15 protein-coding genes are annotated in these 15,669 nt (G+C 70.3%); 8 read left to right on the top strand and 7 right to left on the bottom strand.

The window, feature by feature from the left end; genetic code table 11:
• Positions 1-75 precede the first annotated feature (75 nt).
• Positions 76-492, bottom strand: a complete 417-nt coding sequence (locus tag OHB01_RS08980; RefSeq protein ID WP_142650823.1) for a hypothetical protein — start codon at positions 490-492, stop codon at positions 76-78.
• A 33-nt stretch (positions 493-525) separates the two neighbouring features.
• The gene (locus tag OHB01_RS08975) at positions 526-1,257 is read right to left on the bottom strand and encodes a TetR/AcrR family transcriptional regulator (RefSeq protein WP_328708826.1); all 732 of its coding nucleotides are present in this window, start codon (positions 1,255-1,257) and stop codon (positions 526-528) included.
• A 125-nt stretch (positions 1,258-1,382) separates the two neighbouring features.
• Here OHB01_RS08975 and OHB01_RS08970 point away from each other — a divergent pair, with 125 nt between their 5' ends.
• Together OHB01_RS08970 and OHB01_RS08965 are read left to right on the top strand one after the other, a co-directional pair.
• A complete protein-coding gene (locus OHB01_RS08970; RefSeq protein WP_222709569.1) occupies positions 1,383-1,874 on the top strand; it encodes a DUF1707 domain-containing protein in 492 nt (163 codons plus the stop codon).
• 130 nt (positions 1,875-2,004) lie between these two features.
• Positions 2,005-2,646, top strand: a complete 642-nt coding sequence (locus tag OHB01_RS08965; RefSeq protein ID WP_147943843.1) for a TetR family transcriptional regulator — start codon at positions 2,005-2,007, stop codon at positions 2,644-2,646.
• Between the two features lie 2 nt (positions 2,647-2,648).
• Here the strand turns inward: OHB01_RS08965 and OHB01_RS08960 are convergent, their stop codons facing one another.
• The 5 genes from OHB01_RS08960 to OHB01_RS08940 form a co-directional block, all read right to left on the bottom strand.
• On the bottom strand, positions 2,649-3,704 hold the full coding sequence (locus OHB01_RS08960; RefSeq protein WP_142650820.1) for a lysylphosphatidylglycerol synthase transmembrane domain-containing protein: 1,056 nt from the start codon (positions 3,702-3,704) through the stop codon (positions 2,649-2,651).
• 132 nt (positions 3,705-3,836) lie between these two features.
• Positions 3,837-4,406 (bottom strand): GNAT family N-acetyltransferase, encoded by a 570-nt coding sequence (locus tag OHB01_RS08955; RefSeq protein WP_328708828.1) that lies wholly within the window; start codon positions 4,404-4,406, stop codon positions 3,837-3,839.
• A 51-nt stretch (positions 4,407-4,457) separates the two neighbouring features.
• Positions 4,458-6,179, bottom strand: a complete 1,722-nt coding sequence (locus tag OHB01_RS08950) for a glycoside hydrolase family 9 protein (RefSeq protein ID WP_328708829.1) — start codon at positions 6,177-6,179, stop codon at positions 4,458-4,460.
• Entirely contained in the window at positions 6,176-7,567 is a 1,392-nt protein-coding gene (locus tag OHB01_RS08945) for a GH1 family beta-glucosidase (protein WP_328708830.1), read from the bottom strand. The genes OHB01_RS08950 and OHB01_RS08945 overlap by 4 nt, the downstream gene beginning before the upstream one ends.
• A gap of 65 nt (positions 7,568-7,632) precedes the next feature.
• Positions 7,633-9,270, bottom strand: coding sequence for a beta-N-acetylhexosaminidase (locus tag OHB01_RS08940; RefSeq protein WP_328708831.1), 1,638 nt, complete (start codon positions 9,268-9,270; stop codon positions 7,633-7,635).
• A 292-nt stretch (positions 9,271-9,562) separates the two neighbouring features.
• On the opposite strand from OHB01_RS08940, the gene OHB01_RS08935 reads away from it, so the two are divergent.
• From OHB01_RS08935 to OHB01_RS08910, 6 genes are read left to right on the top strand one after another with little or no spacing between them, the layout of a single operon-like run.
• Positions 9,563-10,423, top strand: a complete 861-nt coding sequence (locus OHB01_RS08935; RefSeq protein ID WP_240971956.1) for an ABC transporter permease — start codon at positions 9,563-9,565, stop codon at positions 10,421-10,423.
• Positions 10,420-11,313, top strand: a complete 894-nt coding sequence (locus OHB01_RS08930) for a carbohydrate ABC transporter permease (RefSeq protein WP_142650815.1) — start codon at positions 10,420-10,422, stop codon at positions 11,311-11,313. The genes OHB01_RS08935 and OHB01_RS08930 overlap by 4 nt, the downstream gene beginning before the upstream one ends.
• A 44-nt stretch (positions 11,314-11,357) precedes the next feature.
• Positions 11,358-13,034 (top strand): extracellular solute-binding protein, encoded by a 1,677-nt coding sequence (locus tag OHB01_RS08925; protein ID WP_142650814.1) that lies wholly within the window; start codon positions 11,358-11,360, stop codon positions 13,032-13,034.
• Between the two features lie 37 nt (positions 13,035-13,071).
• Positions 13,072-13,806, top strand: a complete 735-nt coding sequence (locus OHB01_RS08920; RefSeq protein WP_205830911.1) for a ThuA domain-containing protein — start codon at positions 13,072-13,074, stop codon at positions 13,804-13,806.
• Positions 13,803-14,624, top strand: coding sequence for a sugar phosphate isomerase/epimerase family protein (locus OHB01_RS08915; RefSeq protein ID WP_142650813.1), 822 nt, complete (start codon positions 13,803-13,805; stop codon positions 14,622-14,624). The genes OHB01_RS08920 and OHB01_RS08915 overlap by 4 nt, the downstream gene beginning before the upstream one ends.
• A complete protein-coding gene (locus tag OHB01_RS08910) occupies positions 14,621-15,610 on the top strand; it encodes an NAD-dependent epimerase/dehydratase family protein (protein WP_328708832.1) in 990 nt (329 codons plus the stop codon). The genes OHB01_RS08915 and OHB01_RS08910 overlap by 4 nt, the downstream gene beginning before the upstream one ends.
• The last annotated feature ends 59 nt before the right edge of the window (positions 15,611-15,669 follow it).

Here is a 15,669-nt window from a genome sequence, read left to right as displayed (position 1 = left end):
GTCGGCCGGGAGAACCATGTGACCAGCCTCACCCTACTCTGACGTCAGAGTAGGCAGTCCCCGAGGGGACGGCCGTCAGCTCGTCAGCAGGCCGACGCCGAGGGTCAGCACGCCCGCCGCCAGGCAGAGCGCGCCGAGCCAGAGCAGGACGATCAGGCGGTTGGGCCGGGTCACGTCCCGTCCGATGGACGACAGGAAGAATCCGGCGGACATCAGCACGGCCGCGAGCGGCACGCCGAGCCGGGCGGTCCACAGGGCGGCACCGTCGAGACCGGTGGCGTCGGCGAAGAGGAGGCCCACCAGCCCGAGGATGACCAGCACCCCCGCGTGCGCGTGGCCGGCTCGGGCGAAGGCCTGCTGGAAGGGCGTCATCGGCACCGCGCCGCGGACGATCCGGGTGAGGAACCACCCGCCGAACTCGATGGTCACGATGGTCAGCAGGACGGCGCCGGCGATCATCTGGGTGGGCTGGCTGAGCTGCAGGGGGGTCATGGCTCTCCTTCGATGTGGGGGGTGGGATGGACGTCAGCGGCCGGTACGCAGGGCGGCCTCGGGAAGGCCGAGCGTCCGTGAGAGCTCGGCCAGCTCCGCCTCGAACAGGTCGCCCTCCTCGTCGCCGACGATCCGTGGGAGGCCGAGCGACTCCAGGCAGACCATGCCGTAGAGCCGCATCCAGCAGCGGGTGAAGGCGGCCGCGGCCGCCGTGGAGGGCATCGTGATCTCCAGGATCCGCACGAGCCGTTCGGCCAGCGGCTCGATCCGGGGCTCGCGGGGCCAGGCCGCGGGGGATGCGTTGCCGTAGTCGCGCCAGACTCCGGCGAAGATCTCGCCGAACAGCCTGCCCACCTGGCCTCGCGCCCGGCGGACCGTCGGGTTCTCCTCCTCCGGCGGGGAGACGACCAGGGAGAGGTGGAACTCCCGGGGGTGCTCGACCCCCCAGCGCCGCAGCGCCCTGCTGGCGGTCACGAGCCTGCCCGCCGTGTCGGCCTCGTCCACCTCGTCCACGGCGGCGGCGACGAACTCGGTGAGCTCGTCCAGGATCGCCAGGATGACCGCGTCGAGGAGGGCGCGGTGGCTGTCGAAGTAGCGGTAGACCCCGGGCGGGGTCATCCCCATCTCCCGGGCGACCGCCCGGATCGTCAGCGCTTCGACGCCCTGGGTCGTCAGGATCTCGCGGCTGACCGAGATCAGCTCCCGCAGCGTGGCGTCGCGCACCCTCTGACGTCGTGAAGGACCGGTCGTCGAGGTCGCCTCCATGGGCCTGTCTCCCTTCTTTTGTTTACACATGTTAACTGTAGCGTATTGCATTCGCTAGTGCGTCTGTGCGACGCTTCGGTTATCGACATTCGCGGTGATTGCCCGCCCGACCCCTGGAGGCTCCCTTGACCACCTACTCCGGCACCACGCTGCGCTCCAGGCCCGCCGCCCCCGCTGCCACACCCGCCGCCTCTCCCCGGGCCGGCGCGGCGGACCGCGACCACGCGGTCGAGCTGCTCGCCGACGCGTACGGCGCCGGCTATCTGACCAAGGAGGAGTTCGACGAGCGCCTCGGCCTCGCCACCCGCGCGCGGCACCACGCCGAGCTCGACGCGCTCCTCGCCGACCTGCCGCCCCGGCTGCGTACGTCGAGGGACCGGGCGCGCGGCCCGGCCCGGAAGGCCAGGGCGGCCAGGCTCGGGGTGCGCATCCACGCCGGCGTCTATGCCGGCACGTCGCTCCTCATGGTGGCCGTCTGGCTCGTCGTCGGCCGGTCGACCGGCTCCTGGTATCCGTGGCCGATCTGGCCCGTCCTGGGCTGGGGCGTCGGCGTGCTGGGCCACGCCGTACCCGTGACGCTGGCCACCCGTGCTCGCGAGCGCCGCGAGGCGTTTTAATTCAACTGCTTGACTTACCTCGCCGGCATGGATGAACTTGCACCGGGCCGGGTGGCCTTTCGTTCGGTGAACCGCGCAGCGGTTCCGGTGCGGTGGTGAGGATGGCCGTGTCCAGGATGGCCGGGTGAGGATGGCCGGGAAGGTGCGAGCCGAACGGGTCGGTGCGACCCGTGAGCGGATCCTGTCGGCGGCGGAGCGGCTGTTCGCGGAGCACGGCGTGTCCGCCGTGTCCAACCGCCAGGTCAGCGAGGCGGCGGGGCAGGGCAACAACGCCGCGGTCGGCTACCACTTCGGCACCAAGGCCGATCTCGTGCGCGCGATCGCCCGCAGGCACGCCGAGCCGGTCGACCGGATACGCGAGCGGATGCTGGCCGGCATCGGCGACTCCGCCGACGTACGCGACTGGGTGGCCTGCCTGGTCCGCCCGGTCACCGAGCATCTGGCCGCCCAGGGCACTCCGACCTGGTGTGCCCGCTTCATCGCCCAAGTGGTGACCGATCCCTCGCTGCGCGCGATCATCGCCGAGGAGACGCAGGGCTCACTGCGCAAGGTGATGGCCGGGTTCCACCGCTGCCTGCCCGAGCTGCCCGCCGGCGTCCGGGCGGAGCGCGGCGACATGGCGTGGCATCTGATCACACACGTGTGCGCCGAACGCGAGCGCGCTCTCGCCAAAGGCGCGTCCACGCCGCGGCCGAGCTGGAACGACACGGCGACCGGACTGATCGACGCGCTCGTCGGGCTGTGGCTGGCGCCCGTTTCCGGCGACCCGTAGCCTCACCTCGCCGGGCGCATGCCCGTCTTGTCGTCACCGCACCCGGCGACGCCGAGCAGCCACCGTCCGGCCGCGGCCAGGCGGGCCCGGACCGCGTCGCGCAGCAGCAGCCAGGCGATCCAGCCGACGGCGAGCACGGCCCAGTAGGAGATCAGCCGATAGAGCGCCACGACGGCCGCCGCCATGGTGCCGGTGGTGCCCGCTCCGACGAACGTGGCGGCCATGCCGAGCTCGGTGACGCCGAGCCCGCCGGGGATGAACGCGACCGTCGCAGCGATCTTGCCCGCGACGTAGCCGAGCAGCACGGTGTGGGGCCCGAGCCCGACTCCCGCGGCCGCGCACACGGCGGCCAGGCAGGCCACGTCGAGAAGCCAGTTGGCCAGCGCCAGGACGACGAGGACCAGCCGGTCTCTGCCGGTCGGCCTGATCGCGTCGCCGGCCGAGAGGATCCGGCAGGCGCGGCGCCGGTGTGGGTCGCGCCGGTGTGGGTCGCGCCGGTGTGGGTCGCGACGGTGTGCGCCGTGCCGCCGCCGGCGCAGCCGCACCAGTGCGAAGACGGCCGTCGCGGCGGCGGCCAGCGCGATCAGCGCGGGCATCCGGGTCGCGTCGCCGCCCAGCAGCGCGACCAGCCCCAGCAGGGCGAAGGTGGTGGTCGAATAGACGGCGCTGAGCGCGAGCGTCGCGGCCGACAGCGACGTGGACGCGCCGAGCCGGCCGAGCTCGCGGATGGTGAAGGCGACCGAGAGCACCGGTCCGGCGGGCAGGGAGCTCGACACGGCGTTGCGGGCGTACGTGACGGCCATCGAGCGCGGAGTGGTGAGCCTGACGCCCCCGCTCCTGAGCAGACGGCGCAGCAGCGCCGCGAAGAGCCGCATCGAGAGGGCCTCGGCGAGCACGGCGACGGCCAGCCAGCCGAGGTTCACCCCCTGTATCGAGGCCCAGACCGCGTCCGGATCGGGGATCCGGTCCCTGAGCGCGAACAGCGCCACCCCTGCCACGGCGACCGCGGCGACGCCTCTGAGCCGGCGCGCTGTATGGGTGACGGAGACAGGGGACATGCGCGGATTCTTCCGTTGCGCGGGCGGGGCGTAATGCGCGTTTAAAGCGACTGACTTAGGTTAGCATCGCGGTTTGCCCAGCTCCGGGGCGGCTCCTCCCCCGTGACCGGCCCGGACGGGCCGGTCGTCCGGTCACTCGCGGAGGTCCATCACCATGATGGAACCCCAGTCGCCCCGGCGTTCCTCCGTGAAGCCCATCGCCCGATAGAACGCGTACGCGCCCGGGTTGCCGCTGCCCACGCCCAGGTGCAGGCCGGGCACCCGCCGTGCCCGCAGCGCGTCGAGCAGGGTGGTCATCAGCCGCCTGCCGAGCCCGGCGCCCTGGCCCCTGGGCAGGATGTCGATGTGCAGATGCGCCGGATAGCGGTCGTACAGCTCGTCGTGCCGGGACCGCGACCGGTGGATGTGGGCGACGCGCTGCCAGTCCTGGCTGCCGTCCGCCGGATCGGTGGCCAGCTCGATCGGATAGCGCTCCCGCAGCGCGGGCCACCAGTTCTCCTCCAGCCAGGTCTCGAACGCGAACGTGTCGGCGGTCGCGACGATGTAGCCGAGGACGCCGCCCTCGTCGGCGGCGACGAACGTGAGCGCGGGATCCGCGACCGGGTACGGCCCGGCGTAGACGTGCGCGAGCAGATCCGGGTCGTGGTAGAGCCCGGTGGCGTCCCTGCCGGAGTCGCCGGTCCGCAGGCACACCCGATACATGCCCGGCAGGTCGAACGGCCGGAACGGACGGATGATCGTGATGGCCGCCTCCTAACCGAGCGCCGAGACGGCGAGCAGGAACCACGCGCTGTGCGGGATCCACTGCTCGGCCCAGCGCCATGAATGACCGGTCTCACGGTGTTCGTCCGGCATGAACGCGATGTCGTGCTCGTCGTCGAAGCCGCTGGTCACCCCGTTGAGGATGCCTCCGGGCACGTTCTGGAACACCGTGGAATATTCGACGTTGTTGCGGCCCCTGCCCTGGATCATCGAGGCGTCGAAGGGGTTCAGCCCCATCACCCAGTGCACCTGGTCGTCCGCCAGCCGGAGCAGCCGGTCGCGCAGGGCGGGGTCGCACTCGGGGAGCTCGGCCGCGAGCAGTGCCGCGTACGCGAGGGAGCAGATCGCGGCGTTCTCGCCCTGCCACCAATAGCCGGTCTCGTTGTCGTGCGGATAGAAGAAGGCCGTACGCGGCGGCCGGCCGGCCGGCTGCACGTACTGCCGGGCGTAGCCGAAGGGGTTCGGCACCTCGTCGGCCAGGTGCGCCGCGTCGCGCATGAGCGCGAGCGCCGTGGCGCGTGCCTGACCGGCGAGCGCGCGGCCGTCGTACGTCTCGGCGAACCGCATGAGGGCCACCGTGGGGAGACCGGCCTCCGCCGCGTGGAAGAACGGCCTGCCCTCCACGTCTCCCTTCAGGTAGCCGAAGCCCATGCCGGTGTCGGTGTAGCGGCCGATGAGCGACTCCGCGCGCCGCAGCGCGGCCTTCTCGTACGCCGCCGGATCGGGCGCGCCGGACACGACGCGCGCGGCCCGGCCGAGCTCGGTGGCGGCCATGAGCGCGCAGTAGTCGTCGATGACCGACTCCGTGCGGTCGTAGAGGTAGTCGAGGTTGTGCTCCTCCAGGTGGGCGAACCCGCGGTGGGCGGCGGCCAGATACTCCCCGGGAGTGAAGTCGCCGTGGTCGTCGAGCGTCGCGGCGCGGGCGAGCGCCGCGATGGCCATGCCTCCGCCCTGGCGGTAGGCGGCCTGCCAGCGGGTCGTCCTGACGCTGTCCTGCAGCGGCGCGTTGATCACCCGCTCGTCCAGATCCTTCGTCAGCGCGTCGAAGATGGCCGTGTAGAAGTAGCCCTCCTCGGACTGGAAGCGCACCAGGAAGTCCGCGCCGTGGAGGCCCTCGTCGCGCATGCGCGCGCCCAGGCTGCGCGACAGCTCCGGATGGTGCGCGGCGAGCCGGTCGCGGGCGGCCATGAACGCCCAGGCGCACAGCGGCGTCTGCTGGGGGTTCATCATGCGGGTGTAGTTGAGATGGCTGAGGAACTTGCTGTGGTCGCCTGAGGCGTCCAGCCACCCGCCGCGCGCGTCGACCGTACGGCCCGAGTCGTCCTGGTAGAACCGTGCGTGCCGGTCCTTGCGGTCGATCTCGCCGCTCGACCGCACCGCCTTGAAGTAGTAGAGGGTGTCCGACAGCGTCATGTGCTGCACCCGCCGCGTGCCGATGACGAACGGCTCGCCGGCGTGCACCCCGTCGGGCGTGACCACCTCCACCCGATAACGCCCCTCGGTGCGCACCCGGCTGAAGTCGACGCGCCGGAACGTGCCGAGGGACCAGCCGTCGACCCGTTCCTCCGGGCCCACGGCGAGCGTGGTCCGGGTGCCGTCCTCCTCGTCGACGAGAACGGCACCCTCGACGGCCACCCGGCCACGCAGGAGCACGACGGCCTTCTTCGTGCTCCCGGTGTTGTAGCCGAGGTGGCTGGTGAGAACGGTGATCACGCCCGGCCCTTCTCCGCCTTCTCCTTCGCGGCCTTCTCCTTCTCGGCGGCGACGCGCTCGGCGTAGTAGCGCGCGGAGCGCTTCGGCGTCCGCTTCTGTGTGTCGTAGTCGACCCGGACGATGCCGAACCTGCGGTCATAGCCGTACGACCACTCGAAGTTGTCGAGCAGCGACCAGGCGAAGTAGCCGCGGACGTCGGCGCCCTGCGCCCGGGCCTCCAGCACCGCGTCGATGTGCGTGCGCAGATACTCCGCCCGCTCGACGTCGTCCACGTAGCCGTTCTCGTCGGCCACGTCGGCGTACGCCGCGCCGTTCTCGGTGATGTACCAGGCCGGGCCGTGATACTCCCGTTCGAGGCGCAGCAGCAGGTCCGTGAGCGCGGCGGGGGTGACCTCCCAGTCCATCGCGGTGCGCGGGACGTCGCGGCGCACGACGACCGGCGACGGCCAGCCGTTCTGCCCCACCGGCCCGGCCTGGATCATGTGCGAGGAGTAGTAGTTGACGCCGAGCACGTCGAGCGGCTCCGAGATCACCGCGAGGTCGCCGTCCCGCACCGGGAGCGGGCAGCCCAGCTCGGCGAGCTTGTCGGCGATGTCGGCCGGATACTCGCCCCGGATCAGCGGGTCGAGGTAGAGCCGGTTGTCCCACCCGTCCGCCCAGCGGGCGGCGGCGACGTCGGCGGGGGAGTCGCTCGCGGGCACCTTGGGGCCGAGGTTGAGCGTGATGCCCACTTCGAGCCGGTCGGAGCGGCCGCTCGCCGCCGCCTTCTCGCGGATCACCCGCGCCGCCAGCCCGTGCCCCAGCAGCAGGTGGTGGAGGGCGGCCATGCCCGCGCGGGCGTCCTGGCGGCCCGGGGCGTGCCGGCCGGTGATGTAGCCGAGGTAGGCCGAGCACCACGGCTCGTTCAGGGTCGTCCACTGGTCCACCCGGTCGCCCAGCGCGTCGTACGCGATGGCCGCGTAGTCGGCGAAGCGATACGCGGTGTCGCGGCTCGGCCAGCCTCCCGCGTCCTCCAGCGCCTGGGGAAGATCCCAGTGGTAGAGCGTCACCCACGGGCGGATGCCCTTGTCGAGCAGCTCGTCGACGAGACGGTCGTAGAAGGCGATGCCCGCGGGGTTGCCCGGGCCGGTGCCGTCCGGCTGCACGCGGGGCCAGGCGAGCGAGAAGCGATAGACGTCCATCCCGAGCTCGGCCATGAGCGCCACGTCCTCGGGCATGCGGTGGTAGTGGTCGCACGCGACGGCGCCGGTGTCGCCGTCCGCCACCGTGCCGGGGGTCGCGCAGAAGGTGTCCCAGATGGACGGGGTGCGCCCGTCCTCGCTCACCGCGCCCTCGATCTGGTACGACGAGGTGGCCGTGCCCCACAGGAAGTTCGCATTCTGCGTCATCAGGTCACATTTCCATTCGCAATAGGAGTTTCCGGGTCTTGACCAGGGAGTCTGTCAGACCCCGGTCAGGGCTCGCGGGAGACGGACTCCACCCACTTCTTGGTCTCCTCGATCCGCCCGGGCCCGGAGCGCCGCCAGACCCCCGTGCCGCCGGTCTGCCAGGGGTGCGGCCCCGCGAGCGGGCGATAGCCGACGCCCATCGCGTCGAGCCGTTCGAGGTGGACGGCGAGCCGCCGCTCGAAGTCCGCGAAGTCGTCGACCTGCCCGTTCCACAGCACCTCGGCGAGGGCGCACGCGCGCGGGAAGGCCAGGTAGTCGAGGCGCCGCTCGCTGGGCACCCACTCGGTCCAGATCTGGAACTGGCCGCCGAGAACCCGCCCGCGCAGCTCCTCCGGCCACTCGGAGGGAGCGGGCTCGAAGTCCGCGACGTCGCGGAGCGTGATCGGGCCGCCCTCCGAGCGGGGCTCCTCGGGCAGGTCCGACTGGTCGAAGTTGAAATACGTGGGGAACAGCGGCGTACGGACGACGTCCTGCGACGCCGCGGCCCGGCCCGCCACCTCGTGCCCGCGCCACGCCATGACGATGGTGTCCGGCAGCACGCCCCCGGTCACGAAGCCCTCGTCCCACACGACCATGCGTACGCCGCGGGTGGCGAGGAACCCGCCGAGGGCGCGGAGGAAGTGGCCGTGCATCTGCTTCACGTCGGTGTATCCGTGCTCGGCCATCTCCGCGGCGATCGCGGGGTCGTCCGCCCACCACCTCATGTCGCACTCGTCCCCGCCGAGGTGCACGTACGGCGTGTCGACCACGTCGAGGATCTCCTCCAGGACGTCCTGGAGGAACGCGACGACCGGGCGGGTGGGGCTGATGGACGAGCCGCCCGCCCAGACGGTGTCGAGCACGGCCTGCTCCTGGCCGGGACGGCCCAGCTCCGGATAGGCCGCGCGCAGCGCGGAGGTGTGCCCCGGCACGTCGATCTCCGGGACGATCGTGATCCCCCGGGCGCGTGCGTACGCCGAGATCTCGGCGAGGTCGTCGAGCGTGTAGTAGCCGCCGTGCGGGGTGCCGTCCGCGACGCCGTCGGGGCCGAGCCGGGTCAGCGGACGCCAGCTCCCCACCTCGTGCAGGCGCGGGTGGCGGCGGCTCTCCACACGCCATCCCTGGTCGTCCGACAGGTGCAGGTGCAGGCGGTTGAAGCGGTGCGCCGCGAGCAGGTCGACGTAGCGCAGCACGGTCTGCTTGGGGAAGAAGTGGCGGGCCACGTCGAGCATGGCCCCGCGCCACTCGTACGCCGGGTGGTCCGCCACCGTGCCGCACGGCACGGCCCAGCCGCCGGCGTCGCCCGCCCACTCGCGCCGCCACGCCTGGACGGGCATGAGCTGCCGGAGCGTCGTCAGCGCGCCGGCGGCGCCCTCGAAGCCGCCGGCGCGGATGTCCACGCCCGACTCGGTGACCTCCAGCCGGTACGCGCCCGGGGCGTCGTCGGTCTCGGTCACGGAAACCCAAGTGGTCTGAGTGGTATTAGCTGGATCGCCCTCGGGCCCGGGGGCGGGCAGCGGCAGTCCCGAGACGAACCTCCTCACCAGCGCCTCGGTCGCGGGCGACCCCGCGACCTTGACTGCCACACCCGCGTTGAGCAGGCATTTTCCCGGGCGTGAAAGGGCTTGCCGGGGTCGGGGAAGAAGCGCGGAATAGGGGTCCAAAGCGTGTCCCGTCGGGTCGGTCCGTCCGAAGTCCGAAGATGCCGGCGCACCAGCATGTGACCGCGAAGGTACTTCTTGTCTTGATTTGGTGCAAGTGGTATCTTCCCGGTACTTCGCTGGTATCTGCCCATGTCGCACCGAGGCGACGGCGATCCACGCAGCTCGATTAGAGGTGCCCATGACGGTCAAGCAGGCATTGCCTCGTGCGCTCGCAGAAGGCGGGGAAACGCGGCCGGCCCAACAGAAGACGCCGTTTCTCGCACGCTTATGGCGGGACGCCCCACTGCTTGTGATGGTCGCGCCCGCCGCGATCGTGCTCCTGCTGTTCACGTACATCCCGCTTCTGGGAAGCGTGATCGCATTCATGGACTATGTCCCGTTTCTCGGGTTCACCGGATCAGACTGGGTGGGCTGGGACAACTTCACGGCGCTGTTCTCCGACCCGTCGTTCTGGACCGCCGTGTGGAACACCGTGCAGATCACGTTCCTGCAGCTGGCGCTTTTCTTTCCGGTCCCCATCCTGCTGGCGGTGCTCCTGAACACCGTGGCGCTGCCGGCGGCGAAGAGGTTCGTCCAGTCGGTGATCTACCTGCCCCACTTCCTCTCCTGGGTGATCATCGTCGCGCTGTTCCAGCAGGTCCTCGGGGGCGCGGGGGTGATCAACCGGTTCCTCATAACGCACGGCCTCTCGCCGTTCGACGTGATGTCGAACCCCGACACGTTCAAGCTGCTGCTGACCACCCAGTCCATCTGGAAGGACGCCGGCTGGGGGACGATCATCTTCCTCGCCGCCATCGCGGCCATCGACCCCGCTCTCTACGAGTCCGCGGCGATGGACGGCGCCGGCGCCTGGCGCAGGTTCTGGCACGTCACGCTGCCGGGGATGCGGCCGATCATCGTGCTGATGCTCATCCTGCGGCTGGGTGACGCCCTGACGGTCGGGTTCGAGCAGATCCTGCTGCAACGCGACGCGGTCGGCCCGGGAGCGGCCGAGGTGCTCGACACCTTCGTCTACTACAACGGCGTCGTCGACGGGAGCTGGGGCACCGCGACCGCGGCAGGCCTCCTCAAGGGCGTCGTCAGTCTCTTTCTCGTCCTCGCGGCGAACAAGATCGCCCATCGGTTCGGTGAGGAAGGTGTGTACAAGCGATGAGCCACCCCGGCCGGCCCGTCTGGCTCGGCAAACCGAAGCCCGTCGCCCTCGCGCTCAAGGCGCTGGCCCTCGTGCTGATCAGCGCGGTCGTGATCTTCCCGTTCCTCGTCGTCGTCTCGACGAGCCTGGCGACCAAGCAGGAGATCGACGCGAACGGCGGCTACGTCGTGTGGCCCACGCAGATCTCGTTCGACGCCTACTACCAGATCTTCAACGGCACCCAGGTCGCCAGGTCGATCGTCATCAGCGTCTGCGTGACCGCCGTGGGCACCGCGTTCAGCCTCTTCTGCACGGTGCTCGCGGCGTACGGCCTGAGCCGGAGGGGCTCGCTCTTCCAGCGGGGCCTGCTGTCGTTCGTGCTGCTCACCCTGCTCTTCGGCCCGGGGATGATTCCGGTCTATCTCATGGTGAAGCAGCTCGGCATGCTCAACACCTACTGGTCGCTGATCATCCCCGGTGCGGTGAGCGCCTTCAATATCGTCATCGTCCGGGGCTTCATCCAAGGAATTCCGAAGGAGCTCTTCGACGCCGCGCGAATGGACGGCGCGGGTGAATGGCGGATCCTGTGGTCCGTCGTGCTGCCCCTGTCGAAAGCCGTCATCGCCGTCGTCGGCCTTTTCCTCGCCGTCGGCTACTGGAACAACTATTTCAGCCCGCTGCTCTATCTGAACGACACCCAGATGTGGCCGCTCCAGCTCGTGATGCGGACATTCGTGCTGCAGAACAACGTCACCTCGAACGCGGCCGCCATTCCCGGATATGTGGCACCACCCGCCCAGTCCGTCCAGATGGCCCTCGTGGCGATCGCCACGGTGCCGATCCTGCTGGTCTATCCCTTCCTGACGAAGCACATGTCGAAGGGAATGCTCACCGGGGCCATCAAGGGATAAGCCCGCGTTCCGACACCTCCCATCAGAAAACAAAGGAACAGATCATGGGGATCAGAAATCGATCCGGATTCTCGGCCTCGAACGAGGGCGTCAGCCGCAGGAGCCTGCTGAGGGGCGCCGGTCTGGCCGCCGCGCTCGTCCCGATGAGCGGCGTGCTCGCGGCCTGCGGTTCCGGCTCGGAGGCCGGTGGCGGCGGCGCCGCCTCGTCCGGCGCGGCCAAGGCGGTGCCGCTGCCGACGTACGTGCCGCCGGTCAAGCCGAAGCCCCTGCTCGAGGGCAACGCGCAGGGCGTCATGGACGTCTACGCGTCCTTCCCCATGGACGGGCCGCGTACGGTCAACGGGCAGGTCGGCGACGGCAGCGACTTCAACGTGCTGATCATGACGTACGGCCAGCCGTCGCCGCCGGTGAGCGAGAGCCCCTACTGGCAGCTCCTCAACAAGGAGCTGAACCTCAACGTCAAGCCCCTCCAGGTGCCGTTCGACAGCTTCCAGACGAAGTTCCCCGCCCTGGTCGCCGGTGACGATCTGCCCGAGTTCGTCTCCGTCCCGATGTACATGAACGTCTCCCGCCTGCCGCAGCTCGCCGAGGCGCAGTTCACCGACCTGAGCGAGTTCCTCTCGGGAGACGCGGTGAAGAAGTATCCGAACCTCGCCGGCATCCAGAACTACGCCTGGCTCAACGGCTACCTCAACGGCCGCATCTACGGCGTGCCCAAGTCGGACCCCATCTTCACCTCGCAGATCTACACGAAGACCGACGTCATCGAGGCCGCGGGCGCCAACCCGAATCCGACGAACCTCCAGGAGTTCAAGGACCTCGCCAAGGCCGTCACCAACCCCAAGGCGGGCGTCTACGCGTTCGGCAGCAACATCGCCGACTTCATGATGATGATGTTCGGAGTCCCGAACAAGTGGACCAAGCGCAGCGACGGCACCTTCGTCTCGGCCTACGAGCACGAGGCGTTCATCCCGGCCATGGCGGAGCTCGCCGACCTCTACAAGAGCGGCTGCTTCCACCCCGACACCCCGACGCTGATGAACAACAAGACCCAGCGCGACTCGATGTTCCGGGGCGGCAAGCTGGCGATGCTCTGGGACGGCAACCGCGCGGTCGGCATCGTGGCCGACGACAAGGACGTGGTCTTCGACATCATGGTGCCCTTCGGCAAGGACGGCGGTAAGGGCGTCCACTGGACCGGCGGCGGCGCGTACGCCATGACGATGATCAAGAAGACCACCGACAAGAACCGGATCGACATGTTCCTCCGGGTCCTCGACTACATCGCCGCGCCGTTCGGCTCCCGCGAGTCGTTCATCATGAGCTACGGGGTCGAGGGCGTCGACTACACGGTCAAGGACGGCGTCGCCGTGCTCACGACCCGCGGACAGCGCGAGCAGGACCTCGGTCTGGCCTACATCGTGGGCGGCCCGCAGGTGCTGTGCGACCCGCAGGGCGCTCCCGGCGTGGACAAGCTGAACTACGAGTGGCAGCAGAAGGCCGTGCCGATGCTCCTCGACAACCCCGCGCAGCACCTCTACTCCGAGACCTTCAACACCAAGGGCTCGTCGCTGGAGCAGCAGATGCAGGACGCGATCACCGCGGTGTTCCTCGGCCGGGAGCCCGCCTCCAGCCTGACGTCGGCGGTGCAGAAGTGGAAGGTCGCCGGCGGCGACCGCATGGCCAAGGAGTACGCCGAGGCGGCCACGCTGGCCGGCTAGGCGATCCCGGCCGCCAGGACAACCGAAGGAATCCACGATGAAGTTGAGACGCTCGCCGTCCGCGATGGTGATCGTCGACGGTACGGACATCCACCACGACCTGATCGGCGCCGCGCTGGCGCTCCAGGAGATCGTCACCGAGGCGGGGCTCCCCACCGCCAGGGCCGTGGGGATGGAGCGCTTCGCCGACCTCACCCCGGCCACGGCGGAGGCCGACGTCTACGTCGTCTACCGTTCGTCGATCGTCTTCCACCCCCGGGAGCAGCAGGCGCTGTCCGACCTGGTCGCCGCGGGCAAGGGACTGGTCGTCCTGCACGCGAGCAACCTGTTCGGGTTCGGCGAGGGCGGCCTGGAGGCCGACCGCGTCGCGTTCGAGCTGGTCGGCTCCCGCTACCTCTCCCACGGGACCTCGGGATCGGAGGGACGGTTCGACGTCCGGCTGTGCGGCGACCACCCGGTCACCCGCCACATGGAGGACTTCGGCATCGACGACGAGTTCTACGTCCTGGAATACGGCCCCGACGTCCGGGTGCTCGCCGAGCGGGTGACCGACGACGGCACCGAGCCCGTCCTCTACGTGCGCGACCACGGCGAAGGCCGGGTCTGCTACTCCGCGCTCGGACACGACGCGCGGGCCTGGGGCAACCCCGGCTTCCGGCAGCTCGTCCGCCAGGCGACGCTCTGGGCGGCGGGCGTCCGGGACGACGAGATCCTGACCTGGTCGACCCGCTGGCCCCTCGGCAACGGCAAGATCATCGGAGGTGCGGCGTGAGCGGATCACGTACGGACGGCCGCGCCGCGCCGATCGCCGCGCAGCTGTGGTCCCTGCACGAGGAGGCCTCCCGCGACCTGCTCGGCGTGCTCGAACGGGTGGCGGCGCTCGGCTTCCTCGCGGTCGAGCCGATCAGCCTGTACGGCCACAAGCCGTCCGTCGTACGGGACGTGGCCGACGGCCTCGGGCTGGAGTTCTGCAGTGCCCACGCGCCCTTCCCCGCGGGCGACGCGGCCGAGGCGATCCTCGACGAGCACCAGGAGCTCGGCGTCGAGACGCTCGTCTGGAGCATGGAGCCCGAGGAGTTCGCCACGCGCGACGGCGTGCTGCGGGGCGTCGAGCGCGTCAACGAGGCGGCGGCGAACGCGGCCAGGCGGGGCATGCGCATCGCCTACCACAACCACTTCGCCGAGTTCGAGAACGTCTTCGGCGCAGAGCGCGCCTACGACCTCCTGCTGCGCGAGCTGGATCCGGCGGTCGCCGTCGAGCTGGACGTCTACTGGGTCCGTACGGCAGGGCTCGACCCGGCCCCCGTCGCGGCCTCGCTCGGCGACCGCGTGGAGTTCGTCCACCTCAAGGACGGACCGGCCCGCGGGATGGACGACTACATGGTCCCGTTCGGCGAGGGCGTGGTCGACGTGGAGAGCGTGGTCCGCGCCAACCCGGCGATCCGCTGGCACATCGTCGAGGCGGACCGGTCCCGCGAGGACATGTACGGCCTGCTGCGCCGATGCTACGAGTTCCTCGTCGGCCGCGGCCTGGCGGTGGGCCGCAAGCCGGTGGAACGCGTGATCGATGGGGAGGTGGGGCCGCGATGAGCGCGCAGCGGGTGCTCTTCCTCGGGGGAACGGGCGTGCTCAGTGCCGCCTGCGCCCGTGAGGCCGTCGCGGCGGGTCTCGACCTGACCGCCGTGACCAGGGGCCGCACGACGTCGCGGCCCCTGCCCGACGGCGTACGCGCCGTCGAGGCCGACGTGCGGGACGACGCGTCGATGCGCGCGGCGCTCGGGGACGAGACGTTCGACGTGGTCGTGAACTTCATCGGCTACACGCTCGAGGACGTCCGGGCCGACGTGGCCAGGTTCGCCGGCCGCACCGGGCAGTACGTCTTCATCTCGACCGGATCGGTGTACGCCCGTCCGGCCCCGGCGCTGCCGATCGTGGAGTCCTCCGCGCGGCGCAACAACGGTTTCGACTATCCGGCGCAGAAACTCCGCTGCGAGGAGGCGCTCGAACAGGCGTACCGCTACGAGGACTTCCCGGTCACGATCGTGCGCGCGGCACACGTCTACGACCAGACGGCGCTGCCGCTGCTCGCGGGCTGGACCGCCATCGAGCGGTGGCGCGCGGGCAAGGCGGTGGTCGTCCACGGCGACGGGACCTCGCTGTGGAACCTGATGCACGCGCGCGACTTCGCCCGGGGCCTGATCGGCCTCGTCGGCAACCGTCACGCGGTGGGCGACAGCGTGCACATCACCTCGGACGAGATTCTCACCTGGGACGAGATCCATCTGTGCCTCGCCGCGGCCGCGGGAGCCGTGCCCCGGATCGTGCACCGGTCGAGCGAGGACATCGGCCGGGAAATCGCCTGGATGGGGCCGGTTCTGCAGGAGGATTTCCGGCACTCGGTCATTTACGACAACTCTAAAATCAAGCGGCTGGTGCCCGGTTTTTTGCCGAAAGTTCCATTTGCGCGGGGAGCGCGCGAGATCGTCGCCTGGTTCGACGAGGAGCCGTCGCGACGCCGGGCGAACCCGGAGCTGGACGCGGCATTCGATCGCCTGGTCGGCGATCGCCATGGGTGAAGTTCCACCGGGCGGATCCGGTGTGAGAATGACATTATGTTCGCCGGTAGGTGGGCGGG

This window comes from Microbispora hainanensis (assembly GCF_036186745.1).
Taxonomy (GTDB): Bacteria; Actinomycetota; Actinomycetes; order Streptosporangiales; family Streptosporangiaceae; genus Microbispora.
The sequence above is the reverse complement of the archived record's forward strand: the minus strand, read 5'-3'. Positions and strand labels throughout refer to the sequence as shown.

Bases quoted from the DNA above. Each gene is read 5' to 3' on its own strand.
- OHB01_RS08925 (WP_142650814.1), top strand. From the start codon at position 11,358: ATGGGGATCAGAAATCGATCCGGATTCTCGGCCTCGAACGAGGGCGTC.
- OHB01_RS08930 (WP_142650815.1), top strand. From the start codon at position 10,420: ATGAGCCACCCCGGCCGGCCCGTCTGGCTCGGCAAACCGAAGCCCGTC.
- OHB01_RS08955 (WP_328708828.1), bottom strand. From the start codon at position 4,406: ATGTATCGGGTGTGCCTGCGGACCGGCGACTCCGGCAGGGACGCCACC.
- OHB01_RS08945 (WP_328708830.1), bottom strand. From the start codon at position 7,567: ATGACGCAGAATGCGAACTTCCTGTGGGGCACGGCCACCTCGTCGTAC.
- OHB01_RS08965 (WP_147943843.1), top strand. From the start codon at position 2,005: ATGGCCGGGAAGGTGCGAGCCGAACGGGTCGGTGCGACCCGTGAGCGG.
- OHB01_RS08960 (WP_142650820.1), bottom strand. From the start codon at position 3,704: ATGTCCCCTGTCTCCGTCACCCATACAGCGCGCCGGCTCAGAGGCGTC.
- OHB01_RS08910 (WP_328708832.1), top strand. From the start codon at position 14,621: ATGAGCGCGCAGCGGGTGCTCTTCCTCGGGGGAACGGGCGTGCTCAGT.
- OHB01_RS08980 (WP_142650823.1), bottom strand. From the start codon at position 492: ATGACCCCCCTGCAGCTCAGCCAGCCCACCCAGATGATCGCCGGCGCC.
- OHB01_RS08920 (WP_205830911.1), top strand. From the start codon at position 13,072: ATGAAGTTGAGACGCTCGCCGTCCGCGATGGTGATCGTCGACGGTACG.
- OHB01_RS08975 (WP_328708826.1), bottom strand. From the start codon at position 1,257: ATGGAGGCGACCTCGACGACCGGTCCTTCACGACGTCAGAGGGTGCGC.
- OHB01_RS08935 (WP_240971956.1), top strand. From the start codon at position 9,563: ATGGTCGCGCCCGCCGCGATCGTGCTCCTGCTGTTCACGTACATCCCG.